This is a genomic window from Pseudomonas sp. 3JA, assembly GCF_036961705.1.
GTDB lineage: Bacteria > Pseudomonadota > Gammaproteobacteria > Pseudomonadales > Pseudomonadaceae > Aquipseudomonas > Aquipseudomonas fluorescens_Q.
Genome location: NZ_JBAMDJ010000009.1, coordinates 186,408 through 204,089, shown reverse-complemented (window position 1 = coordinate 204,089; position 17,682 = coordinate 186,408). Strand labels below are relative to the sequence as shown.

At 60.6% G+C, this 17,682-nt stretch carries 19 protein-coding genes; 9 read left to right on the top strand and 10 right to left on the bottom strand.

Annotation, left to right across the window (positions count from 1 at the left end; all coding sequences use genetic code 11):
* Positions 1–431: 431 nt before the first annotated feature.
* A complete protein-coding gene (locus tag V7773_RS10005; RefSeq protein ID WP_336073246.1) occupies positions 432–1,667 on the bottom strand; it encodes a hypothetical protein in 1,236 nt (411 codons plus the stop codon).
* A gap of 583 nt (positions 1,668–2,250) precedes the next feature.
* On the opposite strand from V7773_RS10005, the gene V7773_RS10000 reads away from it, so the two are divergent.
* The 3 genes from V7773_RS10000 to V7773_RS09990 all read left to right on the top strand — a co-directional run bounded on the left by V7773_RS10000 (position 2,251) and on the right by V7773_RS09990 (position 3,307).
* Entirely contained in the window at positions 2,251–2,535 is a 285-nt protein-coding gene (locus tag V7773_RS10000) for a fructose-bisphosphate aldolase (protein ID WP_092345264.1), read from the top strand.
* 179 nt (positions 2,536–2,714) lie between these two features.
* Positions 2,715–2,993 (top strand): ribbon-helix-helix domain-containing protein, encoded by a 279-nt coding sequence (locus tag V7773_RS09995; protein ID WP_092345262.1) that lies wholly within the window; start codon positions 2,715–2,717, stop codon positions 2,991–2,993.
* Positions 2,993–3,307, top strand: coding sequence for a type II toxin-antitoxin system RelE/ParE family toxin (locus tag V7773_RS09990; protein ID WP_092150769.1), 315 nt, complete (start codon positions 2,993–2,995; stop codon positions 3,305–3,307). Before V7773_RS09995 ends, V7773_RS09990 begins: the two co-directional genes overlap by 1 nt.
* Before the next feature lie 96 nt (positions 3,308–3,403).
* Here the strand turns inward: V7773_RS09990 and fba are convergent, their stop codons facing one another.
* The 6 genes from fba to tkt form a co-directional block, all read right to left on the bottom strand.
* A complete protein-coding gene (gene fba, locus V7773_RS09985; protein ID WP_003177554.1) occupies positions 3,404–4,468 on the bottom strand; it encodes a class II fructose-bisphosphate aldolase in 1,065 nt (354 codons plus the stop codon).
* Positions 4,469–4,630: 162 nt separating this feature from the next.
* Complete coding sequence (locus tag V7773_RS09980) at positions 4,631–4,963, bottom strand: MliC family protein (protein ID WP_336073242.1); 333 nt, start codon at positions 4,961–4,963, stop codon at positions 4,631–4,633.
* Positions 4,964–5,019: 56 nt separating this feature from the next.
* On the bottom strand, positions 5,020–5,244 hold the full coding sequence (locus V7773_RS09975) for a hypothetical protein (RefSeq protein ID WP_336073241.1): 225 nt from the start codon (positions 5,242–5,244) through the stop codon (positions 5,020–5,022).
* A gap of 31 nt (positions 5,245–5,275) precedes the next feature.
* Positions 5,276–6,439, bottom strand: coding sequence for a phosphoglycerate kinase (locus tag V7773_RS09970; protein ID WP_336073240.1), 1,164 nt, complete (start codon positions 6,437–6,439; stop codon positions 5,276–5,278).
* A 24-nt stretch (positions 6,440–6,463) separates the two neighbouring features.
* On the bottom strand, positions 6,464–7,519 hold the full coding sequence (gene epd / locus V7773_RS09965; protein WP_063324003.1) for an erythrose-4-phosphate dehydrogenase: 1,056 nt from the start codon (positions 7,517–7,519) through the stop codon (positions 6,464–6,466).
* 147 nt (positions 7,520–7,666) lie between these two features.
* Positions 7,667–9,664, bottom strand: a complete 1,998-nt coding sequence (gene tkt, locus V7773_RS09960) for a transketolase (protein WP_092221434.1) — start codon at positions 9,662–9,664, stop codon at positions 7,667–7,669.
* Positions 9,665–9,694: 30 nt separating this feature from the next.
* Here tkt and V7773_RS09955 point away from each other — a divergent pair, with 30 nt between their 5' ends.
* From V7773_RS09955 to metK, 3 genes are read left to right on the top strand one after another with little or no spacing between them, the layout of a single operon-like run.
* Positions 9,695–9,925 (top strand): hypothetical protein, encoded by a 231-nt coding sequence (locus tag V7773_RS09955; protein ID WP_139197653.1) that lies wholly within the window; start codon positions 9,695–9,697, stop codon positions 9,923–9,925.
* A gap of 31 nt (positions 9,926–9,956) precedes the next feature.
* Positions 9,957–10,952, top strand: coding sequence for an ArsR/SmtB family transcription factor (locus tag V7773_RS09950; protein ID WP_063324001.1), 996 nt, complete (start codon positions 9,957–9,959; stop codon positions 10,950–10,952).
* A gap of 19 nt (positions 10,953–10,971) precedes the next feature.
* Positions 10,972–12,162: a methionine adenosyltransferase gene (gene metK, locus V7773_RS09945; protein WP_003177547.1), complete on the top strand. Its 1,191-nt coding sequence runs from the start codon at positions 10,972–10,974 to the stop codon at positions 12,160–12,162.
* A 215-nt stretch (positions 12,163–12,377) separates the two neighbouring features.
* On the opposite strand, the gene V7773_RS09940 is transcribed toward metK, so the two are convergent.
* Positions 12,378–12,998 (bottom strand): LysE family translocator, encoded by a 621-nt coding sequence (locus V7773_RS09940; RefSeq protein ID WP_336073239.1) that lies wholly within the window; start codon positions 12,996–12,998, stop codon positions 12,378–12,380.
* 206 nt (positions 12,999–13,204) lie between these two features.
* Between V7773_RS09940 and ligB the strand changes: the two genes are divergently transcribed.
* Positions 13,205–14,878 carry an NAD-dependent DNA ligase LigB gene (gene ligB / locus V7773_RS09935; protein WP_336073238.1) on the top strand — a complete coding sequence of 558 codons (1,674 nt, stop codon included), beginning with the start codon at positions 13,205–13,207 and terminating at the stop codon, positions 14,876–14,878.
* Between the two features lie 90 nt (positions 14,879–14,968).
* Complete coding sequence (locus V7773_RS09930; protein WP_063323998.1) at positions 14,969–15,364, top strand: DUF1090 domain-containing protein; 396 nt, start codon at positions 14,969–14,971, stop codon at positions 15,362–15,364.
* A 76-nt stretch (positions 15,365–15,440) separates the two neighbouring features.
* On the opposite strand, the gene V7773_RS09925 is transcribed toward V7773_RS09930, so the two are convergent.
* The gene (locus V7773_RS09925; RefSeq protein ID WP_063323997.1) at positions 15,441–15,890 is read right to left on the bottom strand and encodes a c-type cytochrome; all 450 of its coding nucleotides are present in this window, start codon (positions 15,888–15,890) and stop codon (positions 15,441–15,443) included.
* Positions 15,891–16,015: 125 nt separating this feature from the next.
* On the opposite strand from V7773_RS09925, the gene mltA reads away from it, so the two are divergent.
* Complete coding sequence (gene mltA, locus V7773_RS09920) at positions 16,016–17,203, top strand: murein transglycosylase A (RefSeq protein WP_336073237.1); 1,188 nt, start codon at positions 16,016–16,018, stop codon at positions 17,201–17,203.
* 81 nt (positions 17,204–17,284) lie between these two features.
* Here the strand turns inward: mltA and V7773_RS09915 are convergent, their stop codons facing one another.
* Positions 17,285–17,668: an MAPEG family protein gene (locus V7773_RS09915; protein WP_063323995.1), complete on the bottom strand. Its 384-nt coding sequence runs from the start codon at positions 17,666–17,668 to the stop codon at positions 17,285–17,287.
* Between the last annotated feature and the right edge of the window lie 14 nt (positions 17,669–17,682).

Genomic DNA, 17,682 nt, shown 5'->3' with positions numbered 1-17,682 from the left:
GCGGCCTGACAGCCGACCAATCTCTACCGGTTGCACCCGATCCCAACTGTGGGAGCGAGCCTGCTTGCGAGACGGCCTGACAGCCGGCCAGTCCCTCCCGGTTGCCCTCCGATCAACCACAGCATCTGCCATTCCCTCAGGCGCAGCGACAGCAAATACTGCGCACCTGCCCTTCTGAAAATCTCGTAGGAAAACACGCACCGTGGCGAGGGAGCTTGCTCCCGCTGGGCTGCGAAGCGGCCCCTTCTTTTCGTCAGACCTACCCGATGCCCAATGTTTACGGGGCTGCTGGCGTCCTACAGCTCGGTTGTTGAATTGGATGCGGATACGATCAAAAAGTATGGGTCGTTTGTAACGTCGCCTTGCGAGCAAGCGGTACCACAAACCGTTGAGAGTTATCCGGACGCATCGTTACATAGCCGCGGCAGCTCCTAGAGCCAATATTTAGAGATGTACTGACGTTCGAATGGCACTTCGTATAAACGAGTGGTTCCAAGCACCAGGAGATGACCTTCCGAGGTCAGTGCTAAACGACTGACTCGCTCAAAAACACCGCCGTCGAGAGTGTGTATCCAGCCCACGTGCCCGGGGCTTGCGTCGAAGTTTGGCAAGCCGAAGCTGTGGTCAACGGAACCGCTCTTCTCCAAACGAAACAGTACCGCCGCTTCTAATCCCGCCGTTTGTCCGCCTATCACGATTCTGCCGTCTGCTTGAATGGCGACAGCGCTTGCCTCTCCACTGTCGATGCCCCGCTCTATCGCCAAAAGCGGTTGGCCCTCGTTGAATGTGCCATCCAGGGTCCCATCGCTGTTGAGGCGCAGAACAACAGCATCGGTAGTGTGCACCCCATCGATGCCAATTCTTCCGGCCACTACCAATTTTCCATCGGGCTGCAACGCGAGGGCATGTAGCACCGATTGGCGTTCGTCAATACGCACAAAAGTGACATACCCCCCAGTTCCGAATGTTGGCTCCGGGCTCCCATCGAACCGGTACTTGGCGACTAGTGCTCTTCCCCCGTCAATAACACCTGTAGCGAGGATGTGCCCACTCTCCATGATAATCAGAGGCCCACGTAGACCCACTGGTGCCAGAAGTACGACGCCCTGCTCACCGAATGAATGATCAATTTCACCATTGACAATGAAGCGCATGAGCCACGATGTTCCGCTTGAGTATGATGAACCATGGCCAGAGCCGATCACCCCGCCATCGGGCAGAAGGGCGATCCTTGTGGTCGTAACCATGCCGCTGGGTATCGGTGCCCAGGCAAAGCCACCGTCACCATAGCCAATATCGAGCTTGCCTTGCGATGTGACACGCATCAAGCGTACGGCGGTCTGCTCCCGGTCCAAGCCGTAGAGCAAAACTTTGCCATCCGCCAGAATCGCGACATCTGTGACACTGAAGAAACCCGAATCAAGTATTTGCAAACCACCACCATCTCCATAGCCTTGATCGGGCACCCCCTCCGCCGTGAAGCGCCATAGTTCCAACCGCAAGCCTGGAGCCATAAATGCCATGAAAACCTTTCCATCCGGCAACTGGACGGCCGGACCGGGGAAGCGTTCGGTCTCGACACCGCTTGGGGGCGGAAAAACCAGTAGACCGTGGTTAGCGAAGGCTTCATACGGACTGCCGGGATGCAAAGGTTCACGCTTGTTCATGGCCATATCCTCCTAGGCTTGCAACCTGTTGAATGACCTTTCGAGCGGAGTGTTAAGCGTTACTCACGGTTGCAATGGGGTCTACTGTCAAAGTTGACAGATATGTAACCTGTTCCCGGATACGAAGCTGTTCCAAAAGCATATGTGGATGGCGCTAGATAAACTGTTCCCGAAAGCGGTGGATCATCTGGATAGATTCTGGATGTGCTGCCGACTTCGCGAGCAGGCTCGCTCCCACAGGAGGAACGCGTTCACCCTGTGGGGACGGTCACAACGCTTAACCTGTGCTTCTGAAAATCTCGTAGGAATCCCCCTTTGTGGCGAGGGGATTTATCCCCGCTGGGCTGCGAAGCAGCCCCCTCTTTTCGTCAGACCAACCCCACACCCAGGGTTTACGGCGGCTGCGCCACCGAACGGGAGCAAGCTCCCTCGCCACGGGGGTTGTGGGCGTCCTACAGGTCGGTTGTTGCGTCAAAAATCCTCTTCTATAGTTCGGTTCACCTGCTGGCTTTGGTTAGCGGAGGGTTTCGCAGCCCTATCGAGGAATACATGGCATTTCTTTTTCTTCGAGGACTTCAACCTTATGTCGACAAATCAATCATCCAGCAACTTCATCCCGCTCACCCCAACCGCCACCACCCACCCCGTCCTATTCATTGATAAAACAGCCCCACTGACCGAACTCCACGCCTGCGCCAGCGAACGCCTGCACGCCACCCTCGACTACCTGACACTCATGGCCTGCACCACACTGCGCGATTCAGCCGAGACCGACATCAACACCATCACCAACATCGCCCGGATCATGGTCCAAGATGTGGCGGATGTTTTTGGGGTGATTGAACAGCGAGGGCTCGAAGGACAGTAAAAACCTGCGGGAGGAGTCGCGATACTGTTGGCGCAGCAGGAAGAGCTGTTGGCTGACGCACTATTAACGCGAGCGGGCTCGCCTATCGTCCGCCTACAGTCATCGCTGACTCAGGAAGTCATGTGCATATTCTCCAGAGCAGAGTAGGATTAAATCCTATCTTATTCAGGAAGCCCATCATGCGTAGCACTCAACAGCTCAGCATAACTCTGCCTAAGCAGATGGCCGACGTGGTGAAAGCCAAGGTTGCTGCCGGTGAATACGCCACTGAAAGCGAAGTCATTCGTGATGGCCTCCGGGCGCTGCTGGCCCGTGATCGCGCTTTGGAAAACTGGCTCGTAGGCCAAGTAGCCCCCGCTTATGATGCATTGAAAGCTGACCCCTCACGCGCGCTGAGCGTCGATGAAGTGCGCTCCCGATTGGCGGCGGAGCACCAGAATGCCACTATCAAATCGTAATGGCGTATAGCGTTGATTTTGTCCCGGAAGCCCTTGAGCAGTTAGCTGCGCTATATAGCTACATTGCCACGGCGTCTTCGCCAGAAACCGCGCAGCGGTATACCAACGCCATCGTGACCTATTGCGAAGAACTACGGACGTTCCCGCACCGAGGCAACCAGAGGGACGACATACGCCCTGGGCTGCGTATCACAAACTACCGCAAGCGGACCGTGATTGCCTTTGTCGTTGATGCCGAGCAGGTTTCCATCTTGGGCGTTTTTTATGGGGGGCAGGACTTTGAAGTCGCTTTGCAATGTGAACTGGACGATTAACGTGCAGTAGATTCTGTGTAGGGTCAAAGGGGATTTACACACAAATACAAAACAAAAAAACCCGCATCACTGCGGGTTTTTTCTGACACCTGAAAGTCAGTTGACCTTAGCGTTCAACTCACCCTTCAAATACCGCTGATACATCGCTTCCAACGAAATCGGCTTGATCTTCGAAGCATTCCCCGCCGTCCCAAACGCCTCATACCGCGCAATGCACACATCACGCATGGCCGTCACAGTAGCGCCAAAGAACTTACGCGGATCAAACTCACTCGGGTTGGTCGCCATCAAACGACGCATGGCACCGGTAGAGGCCAGGCGCAGGTCGGTGTCGATGTTGACCTTACGCACGCCATACTTGATGCCTTCGACAATTTCCTCAACCGGCACGCCGTAGGTTTCTTTGATGTCGCCGCCGTACTGGTTGATGATCGCCAGCCACTCCTGCGGTACCGAGGACGAACCGTGCATCACCAGGTGAGTGTTGGGGATGCGCTTGTGGATTTCCTTGATGCGGTCGATGGCCAGTACGTCGCCGGTAGGTGGCTTGGTGAATTTGTAGGCGCCGTGGCTGGTGCCGATGGCGATGGCCAAGGCGTCGACCTGGGTCTTCTTGACGAAGTCCGCAGCCTCTTCCGGGTCGGTCAGCATCTGGCTGTGGTCCAGCACGCCTTCGGCACCGATGCCGTCTTCTTCACCGGCCATGCCGGTTTCCAGCGAGCCCAGGCAACCCAGTTCACCTTCCACGGAAACGCCGCAAGCGTGGGCCATGGCCACGGTTTGCTGGGTGACGCGCACGTTGTATTCGTAATCGGTCGGGGTCTTGCCGTCTTCGCCCAGGGAGCCGTCCATCATGACCGAGCTGAAGCCCAGCTGGATGGAGCGCTGGCAGACGTCAGGGCTGGTGCCGTGGTCCTGGTGCATGCACACCGGGATGTGCGGGAATTCCTCGATCGCCGCCAGGATCAGGTGACGCAGGAATGGCGCACCGGCATATTTACGGGCGCCGGCCGAAGCCTGGACGATCACCGGAGAGTCAGTCTTGTCAGCGGCTTCCATGATGGCGCGCATCTGCTCAAGGTTGTTGACGTTAAAGGCTGGAACGCCGTAGCCGAACTCGGCTGCGTGGTCCAGCATCTGACGCATGCTGATAAGTGCCATTAGTGTGTCTCTCCCGGTCGAGGGTCGTTAATCGTGCCAGCCTGCCGGAGCGGCGGCGGCTATTCAAGTCATTGCGGATCGGGGGTCGGCCCCGGCCTGCGTGTTCGGTGAAACAAAATCTCAAAACTATAGAGGCCCGCTCCCACATTGGGTCTCCGTGGATCAATTGGCCTTGCAACCCCGCCCAATCAAGTCATTGGTGGCGACCCAATACACCAGGCCTTCCTCACCCTTGACGTGAAACGCCAGCATGTCATCGCTGTACAGTGAACCTTCAGCACCCGGTTCAAGCTTGAGGCGATAAACCTTATCGGCACTGCCCAGGCGTACATCGACTTCCTTGTGGGCGGTGTCGGCGTAGCGCCAGAGCACTTTGGCCTCGCTGTCACAGGTCCAGGTCGTCCAACCTTCAACAGGTTCGGACGAGTGTAAAAAGTCCAACTGCGCACAACCGCCCAGCAATACCAACGCCACGACGGCGATCAAGCCTTTCATCCGTGTTCCTCGACTGACGGCACACGCCGCCAGCCATGAGTTAAGAGTCAGACCCGTCAAGGACAGCCATGTTCCTTGGTCGGGGTTTGCGTCTCGTATTTGTCCAGACCATCCGGCCCGGAACGCTTGTTCAGCACCGGGTTGGTCTCGGCCTGCCAGTCAGCCTGGTAACAGCCATCTTCAGGCGCCGGCGTGCCGGGTTGCGGGGCCGGAGCCTGCGGGCCGCTTGAGCAGGCCACCAGCATCGTCGCCGCCAACAGCAACGGGATCGTCTTGACCATCAGAACACTCCTTTGCCTGGTCAACGCAGCTTCAGGCCTTGGCCCGGCTTTCCAGGACTTCCACGGCTGGCAACACTTTGCCTTCGACGAACTCGAGGAATGCGCCGCCGCCCGTAGAAATGTAGGAGATCTGCTCGGCCACGCCATATTTGTCGATGGCCGCCAGGGTGTCGCCGCCACCTGCGATGGAGAACGCAGCGCTGTCGGCGATAGCCTGGGCCAGCACCTTGGTGCCGTTGCCGAACTGGTCGAACTCGAACACGCCGACCGGGCCGTTCCACAGGATGGTTTTGGAAGACTTCAACAGTTCAGCGAAGTTGGCTGCGGTTTGCGGGCCGATGTCGAGGATCATGTCGTCCTCGGCTACGTCATCGATCAGCTTGACGGTGGCGGTGGCGCTTTCTGCGAATTCCTTGGCCACGACCACGTCCACTGGCAACGGTACGCTGACCTTGGCGGCGATTTCCCGAGCGGTGTCCAGCAGGTCCGGTTCGTACAGGGATTTGCCGACCGGGTGACCCGCAGCGGCGAGGAAGGTGTTGGCGATGCCGCCACCGACGATCAACTGGTTGCAGACCTGGCTCAGGCTGTTGAGCACGTCCAGCTTGGTGGAGACCTTGGAGCCGGCAACGATGGCGGCCATCGGCTGGGCCGGGGAGCCCAGGGCCTTGCCCAGTGCGTCCAGTTCAGCAGCCAGCAACGGGCCTGCTGCGGCGATTTTGGCGAACTTCGCCACGCCATGGGTCGAACCCTCGGCGCGGTGGGCGGTGCCAAAGGCGTCCATCACGAACACGTCGCACAGGGCGGCGTATTGCTGGGCCAGTTCGTCGGCGTTCTTTTTCTCGCCCTTGTTGAAGCGCACGTTTTCGAACAGCACGACATCGCCGGCCTTCACGTCCACGCCGCCCAGATAGTCAGCCACCAATGGCACATCGCGGCCCAAGGCACGGCTCAGGTAATCGGCCACAGGCTTGAGGCTGTTTTCCGCCGAGAACTCACCTTCGGTCGGACGGCCCAGGTGGGAGCAGACCATCACGGCCGCGCCTTTTTCCAGGGCCAGCTTGATGGTCGGCAGCGAAGCCAGGATACGCGCGTCGCTGGTGACAACACCGTCCTTGACGGGGACGTTGAGGTCTTCGCGGATCAGTACGCGCTTACCTTGCAGATCGAGGTCGGACATCTTCAACACGGTCATGGGTCGCAATTCCTGGGTAACTGTTTAGAGAGCAGGTTTTTTTGAAGCGGTTTGCAGGTAATGCTCGGCAACATCCAGCATTCGGTTGGCAAACCCCCATTCGTTGTCGAACCAGGCCAGGATGTTCACAAGCCGAGGCCCGGAAACACGGGTCTGGCTGGCATCGACGATGGCCGAATGCGGGTCATGGTTAAAATCACAACTGGCATGAGGCAACTCGGTGTAAGCCAGAAGGCCTTTGAGCGGACCGCTGGTGGCGGCTTCGCGCAGGATCCGGTTGACCTCGGTGGCGTCGGTATCGCTCACGGTCTGCATCGTAATGTCGAGGCAGGACACGTTGACCGTCGGCACCCGCACGGCTTTGGCCTGAATTCGCCCCGCAAGTTCCGGCAGCAGCCGTTCAATGCCTCGCGCCAGACCAGTGGACACCGGAATCACCGATTGAAACGCCGAACGGGTGCGGCGCAAGTCCTCATGGTGGTAGGCGTCGATCACCGGCTGGTCGTTCATCGCCGAGTGAATGGTGGTGATCGACACGTATTCCAGGCCAATGGCCTGGTCCAGCAGGCGCAACAGCGGCACGCCGCAGTTGGTGGTGCAGGACGCGTTGGACACCAGCAGTTCGTCGCCGGTCAGGCAATCCTGGTTCACGCCGTAGACAATGGTCGCGTCCACGTCCGCTTCGCTGGCCATCGGCTGGGAGAACAACACCCGTGGCGCGCCGGCAGCGAGAAAACGCTGGCCGTCTTCGCGGGTGTGGTAGGCGCCAGAGCACTCGAGCACCAGATCGACGTCCAGGGACGCCCAATCGATGCCTTCGGGGGTGGCACTGCGCAAGACCTTCACGCAGTCGCCGTTAATATGCAGACAATCGCCCTCGACCCGCACTTCGCCGGGAAACCGGCCGTGGGTGGAGTCAAAGCGTGTCAGGTATTCGATGCTGGCCATGTCGGCCAGATCGTTGATGGCCACAATCTCGAACCCGGCCTTGGCCCCTCGCTCGAACAACGCACGCAAGACGCAACGACCAATCCGGCCGTAGCCGTTGAGTGCAACTTTGTAGGGACGCGGTTGGGGCATGGGGTTCTCTGACCTAGTTGAATCCATTGAGGCAGTTCGTCTGAGCCACCGCTATCGCGAGCAAGCTCGCTCCCACAGGATCGGTGAAAATCCTTGTGGGAGCGAGCTTGCTCGCGATGGCGGCAGAACAGACAACCTGTTTGCGGATCAGTCTTCCAGCAACTCTTCAGCCTGACCCAGGATGTTTTCCAGGGTGAAACCGAATTCCTCGAACAGCGCTGGCGCAGGCGCCGATTCGCCGTAAGTGGTCATGCCAATCACGCGACCTTCCAGGCCCACGTATTTGTACCAGTAATCGGCATGGGCAGCCTCGATGGCGATCCGTGCACTGACCTGCAGCGGCAACACCGCTTGCTTGTAGCCGGCATCCTGGGCATCGAACACACTGGTGCAAGGCATGGACACCACGCGCACGTTGCGGCCCTGCCCGGTCAGCTTGTCGTAGGCCTGGACGGCCAGGCCGACTTCGGAACCGGTGGCGATCAGGATCAGCTCAGGCTCGCCGATGCAGTCCTTGAGCACATAGCCGCCACGAGCGATGTCGCCGATCTGGTCGGCATCACGGTTCTGGTGCTGCAGGTTCTGGCGGGAGAAGATCAGCGCCGACGGGCCGTCGTTACGCTCGATCGCGTATTTCCAGGCCACCGCCGATTCCACGGCATCGCATGGGCGCCAGGTATCCAGGTTCGGCGTGCAACGCAGGCTCGCCAGTTGCTCGATCGGCTGGTGAGTCGGGCCGTCTTCACCCAGGCCGATGGAGTCGTGAGTGAACACATACAGGACGCGTTTTTTCATCAGCGCCGACATGCGCACGGCGTTGCGGGCGTATTCCATGAACATCAGGAAGGTCGCGCCGTAAGGCACCAGGCCGCCGTGCAGCGCCACGCCGTTCATGATCGCGCTCATGCCGAACTCGCGAACGCCGTAGTACATGTAGTTGCCGCTGGCATCTTCAGCGCTGACGCCTTTGCAGCCTTTCCACAGGGTCAGGTTGGAACCGGCCAGGTCGGCCGAACCGCCCAGCAGTTCTGGCAGCAACGGGCCGAAGGCGTTCAGGGTGTTCTGGCTGGCCTTGCGGCTGGCGATGGTTTCGCCCTTGGCGGCGACTTCAGCGATGTACGCCGAGGCTTTTTCGGCGAAGTCGGCCGGCAGCTCGCCGCTGAGGCGACGCACCAGTTCATTGGCCAGTTCAGGGAATTCGGCGGAATACGCGGCGAAACGCTGATCCCATTCGGCTTCGACCGCGCGACCTTTTTCCTTGGCATCCCATTCGGCGTAAATGTCGGCCGGGATTTCGAACGGGCCATGGTTCCACTTCAACGCGGCACGGGTCAGGGCGATTTCCTCGGCACCCAATGGCGCGCCGTGGCAGTCTTCCTTGCCTTGCTTGTTCGGCGAGCCGAAACCGATGGTGGTCTTGCAGCAGATCAGGGTCGGCTGGGCGCTTTTGCGGGCCGTCTCGATGGCGGTCTTGATCTCTTCCGGGTCGTGGCCGTCGACGTTGCGGATCACCAGCCAGTTGTAGGCTTCGAAGCGCTTGGGGGTGTCGTCGGTGAACCAGCCTTCGACCTCGCCGTCGATGGAGATGCCGTTGTCGTCGTAGAAAGCAATCAGCTTGTCCAGGCCCAGGGTGCCGGCCAGGGAGGCGACTTCGTGGGAAATGCCTTCCATCATGCAGCCATCACCCAGGAATACGTAGGTGTGGTGATCGACGACGTTATGGCCGGGACGGTTGAATTGCGCCGCCAGGACTTTTTCTGCCAATGCAAAACCCACGGCGTTGGCCAAGCCCTGGCCCAATGGACCGGTGGTGGTTTCCACGCCTGGGGTGTAGCCGTATTCCGGGTGGCCCGGGGTGCGGCTGTGCAGTTGACGGAAGTTTTTCAGGTCATCGATCGACAGGTCGTAGCCGGTCAAGTGCAGCAGCGAGTAGATCAACATCGAGCCGTGACCGTTGGACAGTACGAAACGGTCACGGTCGGCGAAGGCTGGGTTGCTCGGGCTGTGCTTGAGGTAGTCGCGCCAAAGCACCTCGGCGATATCCGCCATACCCATGGGGGCACCGGGATGGCCGCTGTTGGCTTTCTGCACGGCATCCATGCTGAGGGCACGAATGGCATTGGCACGCTCACGACGGCTGGGCATCGCTGTTCTCCTGCGGGTATTGAATCGAGAATGAATAAAATGGAACTGAAAAAAGGCGAGCATTTTCCCTCACCCACCCGCCCCGGGGCAATGACAGATAGTCATCCTTGGGCGTTTTTCCGGCAGATAAAGTCGCATTCACCAGGTGAAACCTTTCCGCTGATGGCTTGTAGAGTCAAGCACAGGCTGGGAAGTGCCATTTATCCAGCAATATCAAAACTTTTTGATATTGAACTTGCGGTGATCCAAACCCCTCACTAGACTGCCCCACTATGAAACAGACTGCCGCACTATGAACTTACCTGCGCCTTCCATTCGCCATGACGACTGCGATGAGCTGGCGGCCCTTTGCAAGGCCGGCGGCGATCCGTTGCGGCTCAATGTATTGCGCGCCCTGGCCAACGACTCGTTCGGCGTGCTGGAACTGGCGCAGATCTTCGGCATCGGCCAGTCCGGCATGAGCCACCACCTCAAGGTCTTGGCCCAGGCGGACCTGGTGGCGACCCGCCGGGAAGGCAACGCCATTTTCTATCGCCGCGCCCTGCCCCACACCGACCTGCTGGGCGGCAAGCTGCACGCCGCGCTGCTGGACGAAGTGGACACGCTGAACCTGCCGACGGACGTGCAGGCTCGCATCGCCCAGGTACACGGGCAACGGGCCGCCGCCAGCCAGGACTTTTTCGCCCGGGTCGCCGAGAAATTTCGCGCCCAGCAAGACCTGATCGCCGGTCTGCCGCAATACCGCGAAAGCGTCGTGGCACTGCTCGACAAACTAAGCTTCGAAGCCACGGCCACGGCGATCGAAGTCGGCCCCGGTGATGGTGCTTTCCTGCCGGAACTGGCGCAGCGTTTCAGCCAGGTGACGGCGCTGGACAACAGCCCGGCCATGCTTGAACTGGCGCGCCAGGTGTGTGAACGCGAGACCCTGGCTAATGTCAGCCTGCAACTGGCCGATGCACTGGATGGCATGAGCTTGCAGGCCGACTGCGTGGTATTGAACATGGTGCTGCATCATTTCGCCGCGCCGGCCGATGCACTCAGGCACATGGCCGGCCTGCTGCAACCGGGCGGCAGCCTGCTGGTGACGGAGTTATGCAGTCACAACCAGAGCTGGGCCAGGGAGGCCTGTGGCGATCTCTGGCTCGGATTCGAACAGGACGACCTGGCCCGCTGGGCCACCGCTGCGGGCCTCGTGCCCGGGGAAAGCCTCTATGTAGGCTTACGCAATGGTTTCCAGATCCAGGTTCGCCACTTTCAGCGGCCGACTGGCGACACTCACCAACGGTAACTTGTAGGAAAACATCGAGATGAGCGAATACTCCCTTTTCACCTCCGAGTCCGTGTCTGAAGGGCATCCGGACAAAATCGCCGACCAGATTTCTGATGCGGTGCTGGACGCCATCATTGCTGAAGACAAGTTCGCCCGCGTGGCGTGCGAGACTCTGGTGAAAACGGGCGTGGCGATCATCGCCGGCGAAGTCACCACTTCGGCCTGGGTCGACCTGGAACAGATCGTCCGCGACGTGATCCTCGGCATTGGCTACAACAGCTCCGACGTCGGCTTCGACGGCGCGACCTGTGGCGTGATGAACATCATTGGCAAGCAGTCTCCCGACATCAACCAAGGCGTTGATCGGGCCAAGCCTGAAGACCAGGGCGCCGGCGACCAGGGCCTGATGTTCGGCTACGCCAGCAACGAGACCGACGTGCTGATGCCGGCCCCGATCACTTTCTCGCACCAGTTGGTCCAGCGTCAGGCCGAGGCCCGCAAATCCGGCCTGCTGCCTTGGCTGCGCCCGGACGCCAAGTCCCAGGTGACCTGCCGTTACGAAGGCGGCAAAGTGGTCGGTATCGACGCCGTGGTCCTGTCGACCCAGCACAACCCTGACGTGTCCTACAAAGACCTGCGCGAAGGCGTGATGGAGCTGATCGTCAAGCACGTGCTGCCTGCCGAGTTGCTGTCCAAGGACACCCAGTTCCACATCAACCCGACTGGCCAGTTCATCATCGGCGGCCCGGTGGGCGACTGCGGCCTGACCGGTCGCAAGATCATCGTCGACAGCTACGGCGGCATGGCCCGTCACGGCGGCGGCGCGTTCTCCGGCAAGGACCCATCGAAGGTTGACCGCTCGGCGGCCTACGCCGGCCGTTATGTCGCCAAGAACATCGTCGCCGCCGGCCTGGCCGAGCGCTGCGAGATCCAGGTGTCCTACGCCATTGGCGTGGCCCAGCCTACGTCGATCTCGCTGAATACCTTCGGCACCGGCAAGATCGGTGATGACAAGATCATCAACCTGGTCCGTGAAGTGTTCGACCTGCGTCCATACGCCATCACCACCATGCTCGACCTGCTGCACCCGATGTACCAGGACACTGCCGCCTATGGCCACTTCGGTCGTACGCCGCAGACCAAGACCGTGGGTGACGACACCTTCACCACGTTCACTTGGGAAAAAACCGACCGCGCCGACGCCCTGCGCGCCGCTGCCGGCCTGTAAGACCGGCGTGTAAAGAAAAAGCCCCTGGCGACTGGGTCGCCAGGGGCTTTTTTTGTGCCAAAAGATAACCCTGTGGCGAGGGAGCTTGCTCCCGCTGGGGTGCGAAGCGCCCCCCTGCAACCCTCAGGAGTATTGGGTTGCCTGGGTGGTTAGTTGGGGTTGCTTCGCAACCCAGCGGGAGCAAGCTCCCTCGCCACAGGGGACCCTCAGTGAAGTTAGGTCCTGCGTGCCACCAACAAAAACGAAGCCGCACTGGCCAACAGCCCCGCACACATCCGATTGAACAGGCGCTTGCCACTGGGCCGGGCGAATAGCCGTCGCGCGTAAATGCCCATGTAGCAATACAAGCCGATGGCGATGCACTCCAGTGCCAGGAACAAACCACCCAGCACGGCGAATTGTTGGGTGACGGTGCCCGCGCGGTCGACGAATTGCGGCAGGAACGCGGTAAACAACAGGATCGCCTTCGGATTGCCGATCGCCACCAGGAACTCCTGGCGCGCCAGGCCGGCCCGGCTCATCGACGCAACCATGGCTTCGCTGCCGGCCTCGGGCTGGGCCCGCCACAATTGCACCGCCAAATAGAACAGGTAACCGGCACCGACGAGCTTGATCCCCAGGAACAGCAACTCCGAGGTGTGCAGCACAGCGGTAAGCCCCACCGCTGCCAGGGCGATCATGATCGCAAATGCCAGCAATCGACCAATGCCGCCACTGCACGCCCGGACGAAGCCATAACGCGAGGCGTTGCTGATGGACAGCAGGTTGTTCGGCCCCGGCGCCATGTTCAGCGCAAAGCAGGCCGGGATGAAAACAGCGAGCGTCGACAGTTCCATCGGGAGCATTCCAGGCAGCGGCGAATCGAAGGTCCATTCTGCGCCGGCCGTTGACGAGGACAAGGCACAGTTGCGCGGCTAAATCGCCTCGCACTGTACCGCCGCGATTTTGCCACCAGGCCCTGCAAAATCCGGTAACGCTCCGGGCCTCGCAACTTCCGGGACGGTGGCTAGCCTTCAGTACTCAACCAAGCAAGGATGCTTCGATGCCACCGTTTTTGTATGCACTCGCCTGTATTGTCTTCATTGCCATTCCTGCGCTCGCCGCGCCCTGCCCCGATTGGCCCACTGAACGCGCCCAGGCCGAGATCGCCGCGCTGCAACAGCAAATCGACACCTGGGACGACAGCTATCACCGCCTCGGCCAATCGCTGGTGGCCGATGAACTGTATGATCAATCCCGCACAGAGTTGGGCCAATGGCGCCACTGCTTCAACCTCGCAGCGCCCGACGATCCGCTGCGCTCAGCGGGCGGGAAGATACCGCACCCCGTGGTCCACACCGGCCTGGAAAAGCTTAAGGACGCCGACGCCGTGGGGGCTTGGTTGCGGGGTCGCAAGGACGTCTGGGCACAACCGAAAGTCGATGGCGTGGCGGTAACCCTGGTCTATCGCAAGGGTCGCCTGCATCAGGCAATCAGCCGCGGCGATGGCGTGCAAGGGCACGACTGGACCCCGAATGCGCGCAAGATCGGCGCCATCCCACAACGGCTGCGCCAGCCTCTGGACCTGGTCGTCCAAGGCGAGTTGTATTGGCGCTTGCTCACCCACGTCCAGGCCAGCAGCGGTAGCCTCAACGCCCGGGGGACCGTGGCGGGCCTGATGGCGCGCACGAACATGACGGCGCAGGAGGCGGCGGACATTGGCCTGTTTGTCTGGGACTGGCCTGAAGGGCCGGCCACCCTGCCAGAACGGATGGCCGCGCTGAATGAACTGGGCTTCGCTGACACGCTCCATTACAACCGGCCTGTCCAGGTTCTGGCCGATGCCGAGCACTGGCGCGACCATTGGTACCGCACACCGCTGCCATTTGCCAGCGACGGGATCGTCCTGCACCAGAGCCGCCGCCCACCCGCCGACCGCTGGCAGGCCAGGGCGCCGTTCTGGAGCGTGGCCTGGAAATACCCGTTTGCCCAAGCGCTGGCCGAAGTGCGCAAGGTGCACTTCAAGGTCGGTCGTACCGGACGCATCACGCCCGTACTGGAGCTTGAACGTATCCGGCTCGACGACCGGTGGATTCGCCGGGTAAGCGTCAGTTCCCTCAAGCGCTGGAAGGAAATGGACATTCGTCCCGGCGACCGGGTCGCTATCAGCCTGGCCGGGCTGACCATCCCACGACTCGACAGCGTCGTGCTGCGCAGCGCCGAGCGGCAGGACCTCAACGTCCCTGCGCAAACCGACTATCACTTCTTGAGTTGCTGGCAACCGACAGCCGGCTGTGAAAGCCAGTTCCTCGCACGACTGGGCTGGCTCAGTGGCAAACAAGGGCTTGCCCTGCCCCACGTCGGCCCGGGCACCTGGGAAAAGCTGCTGGCCGCCGGACGACTCGACGGATTGCTGGATTGGATGACCCTCGATGCCGCCGAGCTTGCTAATATTGCCGGCTTCGGCGAACACAGCAGCACCCGCCTGCTCGCCAGCCTGCACAGCGCCCGGCAACGCCCTTTCGCGCAATGGCTCAAGGCCCTGGGCCTGCCGCCCGCTGGTGAGGCCCGGCTGGAAGGGCCGTGGCAGGTGCTGGCCGAGCGCAGTACCGAACAATGGCAAGCGGAGGCCGGCATCGGACCGGGACGCGCCGCGCAACTGAGCGCATTTTTTCGCGACCCGCAGGTGCAGGCCTTGAGTGACGTATTACGCACTGCCGGGGTCGACGGTTTTTAATCCGGGCCCTGTGCGGTTGAACCCAAGGGGCAAGCATGCGTTCCAACAGCGCATCTGTACCGACCGCTCGAGATTTTTTACGGAGTTGCTATGAATTTCCTGTCCCCCGTTGCCCTGCTCGTCTTATGCAGTGCCATGGCCGCCCCCTTGATGGCGGACGAGCAAACCCCGGAGCTCACCGGTTGCGCGGCCAAGCGCCAGGGCATCATCAACCAGATCGAACTGGCCAAGTCCCGTGGCAACCAGGACCAGCAGGCAGGCCTGGAAACGGCGCTGGACGAAGTCACCAGCCATTGCACCGATGCGTCCTTGCGTAAGGAGCGTGAAAACAAGGTGCTCGATGCCAAGCACGAGGTCAGTCGGCGTCAGGCCGACCTGGAAAAGGCCATGAAGAAAGGCGATGCCGAGCGGATCAACAAACGCAAGGACAAGCTGGCAGCCTCCCGCAAGGAACTGCAGGAAGCGGTGGATGAGTTGGATCAGTAGCAGCTGCAAGCTGCAAGTGTGGAGCTTTGAGCTTGCCGCTTGAAGCTTGAAGCTTGAAGCTCGCAGCTGCTTTCATTCAATGATCGCGAAACTCTTTATGGCAGGCGCTGCACGCATCCTCGACCTTTTGCACCGCCGGCCCCAAGTAACTGGCCTTGTAGGGTTGAACGTTGCTGGCGGTCACCAACTCACCGGTGGCGGCTTCAAGGTGGCGGGCCATTTCCTGGAAACGCGCCTGCTTTTGCCAGACTTCATCCCGGGCGCTGGTGTGGTCTTGCTCACGCACTTGCGGGAAATGTTTCCACGGCTCATGGGAGAGTTGATCCAGTTGCGCCGCGCCTTCGGCAAATCGTGGGCCATCGAACGGGACCCGGCCACGCAACATGCCGCCCAATTCTTCGTTGGTCTTGAGCATCTGCTTGAAGATCGCCTTGCGCTGGCCAAGGGGAGAATTGGGATCGACGCCGCCACAGGCGGACAACATCAGGCAAGCCAGCACTGCCATGGAAAATCGTTTTACAAACATCTTGGCCTCGGGGCAGGAAACGGCGGTTAGTATCCTCGGGTCATCGGTAAAGACCAATGGCCTTATCAACAATACGGGTTGTACGAGCGCCTGGCAGCGTTCGAATGACTGCAAAGGAAATATTCATGAACAGCCGCATCAAGACCTGGCACAAAGGCCTGGCACTGGCCCTACCGCTGATCGCACTGTTGGCCGGTTGTAATCGCGGCGAAAAGGTCGAAGAACCTCAGACCCACGCCCTCGCCACCTATGTCAGCGTACCGTGGGAGGCCTTGCCGGCGGTGTCCGATGAAGACCTGCTGGCCGGGTTCGGCTCCTGGCGCAGCGCTTGCACCCGGCTCAAGGCCGACGCGAACTGGGGGCCGACCTGCGCGGCAGCGGCCAATGTGCCGCAAACCGCACAGGATGTACGCAATTTCCTGAAACAGAACCTGGACGTCTATGGCCTGCGCTCGGGGGACAACAGCCCCAATGGCCTGATTACCGGCTACTACGAGCCGGTCTACCCCGGCAGCCTCACCCAGACCGCCACGGCGAATATCCCTGTCTACGGTGTGCCGGAGGACATGATCATTGTGTCGCTGGACAGCATTTACCCTGAACTCAAGGGCAAACGCCTGCGTGGCCGCCTCGAAGGCCGCGTGCTCAAGCCATACGACGACGCGGCCACCATCGAAACCAACGGAGTCAAGGCACCGATCATCGCCTGGCTGACCGACCCCATGAACCTGCAATTCCTGCAAATCCAGGGTTCGGGACGCATTCGACTCGCCGATGGCCGCCAGCTGCGCATCGGTTATGCCGACCAGAACGGCCACCCTTACCGTCCCATCGGGCGCTGGCTGGTTGAACAGGGCGAGCTGAAGAAAGAAGACGTGACCATGGGCGCCATCAGTGCCTGGGCCAAGGCCCACCCGAACCGTATTCCCGAATTGCTGGGCAGCAACCCCAGCTACGTGTTCTTCAACCGTAACCCCGACAGCAACGAAGGACCGCGAGGCTCGCTGAATGTACCGCTGACAGCCGGCTACAGCGTGGCGGTGGACCGCAAGGTAATTCCGCTAGGCAGCCTGCTCTGGTTATCCACCACCCGACCCGACGGCAGCGCACTGAACCGGCCCGTCGCCGCCCAGGACACTGGCGGTGCAATTGCCGGCGAAGTGCGGGCGGACTTGTTCTGGGGCACAGGCGAGGCGGCCGGACAACTGGCCGGGGACATGAAGCAACAGGGGCAGATCTGGATGTTCTGGCCCAAGGGCATGGCGTTGCCGCAAGTGCCACAGGTGGCGAATACGGTTACCGCCAATCCCTAGGGAATGGGCTGACTGTGTCGGCCCCATCGCCAGCTTGCTCGCGATGGGGCCAGCACCGACTCCGGGATTCCGCCGCCAGATTCAGACCGAAACGAAGAAGAAACTCAACACCAACCCCACCCCCACGAACCACACCAGCGAACGCAGAATCGCCCAGTCAGCCAGATAGCAAATGATGTAGAGCAGGCGACTGGTGATGAACAGCACCGCCAGCACATTGATGGTCACCAGCTCGGCATTGCCGGCCAGGTGCGCGACGATCACGGCGGCGGCAAAAAACGGGCTGATTTCAAAGCTGTTCAGTTGCGCCGCGTATGCCCGCCGGGGAGCGCCTTCGAGTGTGTCCAGAAAGTCCCGAGGGTCGTGGTTATCTGCCAGCCTGTATCTTCCACCAATCTTGGCAATGGCGACGCACAGGTAAGGCAGGAGAAAGGCAATCAAAATACACCACAGGGCAACCGTCATTGACGCAGTTCCTT

What these genes read in the sequence shown, in the direction of transcription:
- V7773_RS10005 (WP_336073246.1), bottom strand. Translation starts at nt 1,667, where the DNA reads ATGAACAAGCGTGAACCTTTGCATCCCGGCAGTCCGTATGAAGCCTTC.
- V7773_RS10000 (WP_092345264.1), top strand. Translation starts at nt 2,251, where the DNA reads ATGTCGACAAATCAATCATCCAGCAACTTCATCCCGCTCACCCCAACC.
- V7773_RS09995 (WP_092345262.1), top strand. Translation starts at nt 2,715, where the DNA reads ATGCGTAGCACTCAACAGCTCAGCATAACTCTGCCTAAGCAGATGGCC.
- V7773_RS09990 (WP_092150769.1), top strand. Translation starts at nt 2,993, where the DNA reads ATGGCGTATAGCGTTGATTTTGTCCCGGAAGCCCTTGAGCAGTTAGCT.
- fba (WP_003177554.1), bottom strand. Translation starts at nt 4,468, where the DNA reads ATGGCACTTATCAGCATGCGTCAGATGCTGGACCACGCAGCCGAGTTC.
- V7773_RS09980 (WP_336073242.1), bottom strand. Translation starts at nt 4,963, where the DNA reads ATGAAAGGCTTGATCGCCGTCGTGGCGTTGGTATTGCTGGGCGGTTGT.
- V7773_RS09975 (WP_336073241.1), bottom strand. Translation starts at nt 5,244, where the DNA reads ATGGTCAAGACGATCCCGTTGCTGTTGGCGGCGACGATGCTGGTGGCC.
- V7773_RS09970 (WP_336073240.1), bottom strand. Translation starts at nt 6,439, where the DNA reads ATGACCGTGTTGAAGATGTCCGACCTCGATCTGCAAGGTAAGCGCGTA.
- epd (WP_063324003.1), bottom strand. Translation starts at nt 7,519, where the DNA reads ATGCCCCAACCGCGTCCCTACAAAGTTGCACTCAACGGCTACGGCCGG.
- tkt (WP_092221434.1), bottom strand. Translation starts at nt 9,664, where the DNA reads ATGCCCAGCCGTCGTGAGCGTGCCAATGCCATTCGTGCCCTCAGCATG.
- V7773_RS09955 (WP_139197653.1), top strand. Translation starts at nt 9,695, where the DNA reads ATGAATAAAATGGAACTGAAAAAAGGCGAGCATTTTCCCTCACCCACC.
- V7773_RS09950 (WP_063324001.1), top strand. Translation starts at nt 9,957, where the DNA reads ATGAACTTACCTGCGCCTTCCATTCGCCATGACGACTGCGATGAGCTG.
- metK (WP_003177547.1), top strand. Translation starts at nt 10,972, where the DNA reads ATGAGCGAATACTCCCTTTTCACCTCCGAGTCCGTGTCTGAAGGGCAT.
- V7773_RS09940 (WP_336073239.1), bottom strand. Translation starts at nt 12,998, where the DNA reads ATGGAACTGTCGACGCTCGCTGTTTTCATCCCGGCCTGCTTTGCGCTG.
- ligB (WP_336073238.1), top strand. Translation starts at nt 13,205, where the DNA reads ATGCCACCGTTTTTGTATGCACTCGCCTGTATTGTCTTCATTGCCATT.
- V7773_RS09930 (WP_063323998.1), top strand. Translation starts at nt 14,969, where the DNA reads ATGAATTTCCTGTCCCCCGTTGCCCTGCTCGTCTTATGCAGTGCCATG.
- V7773_RS09925 (WP_063323997.1), bottom strand. Translation starts at nt 15,890, where the DNA reads ATGTTTGTAAAACGATTTTCCATGGCAGTGCTGGCTTGCCTGATGTTG.
- mltA (WP_336073237.1), top strand. Translation starts at nt 16,016, where the DNA reads ATGAACAGCCGCATCAAGACCTGGCACAAAGGCCTGGCACTGGCCCTA.
- V7773_RS09915 (WP_063323995.1), bottom strand. Translation starts at nt 17,668, where the DNA reads ATGACGGTTGCCCTGTGGTGTATTTTGATTGCCTTTCTCCTGCCTTAC.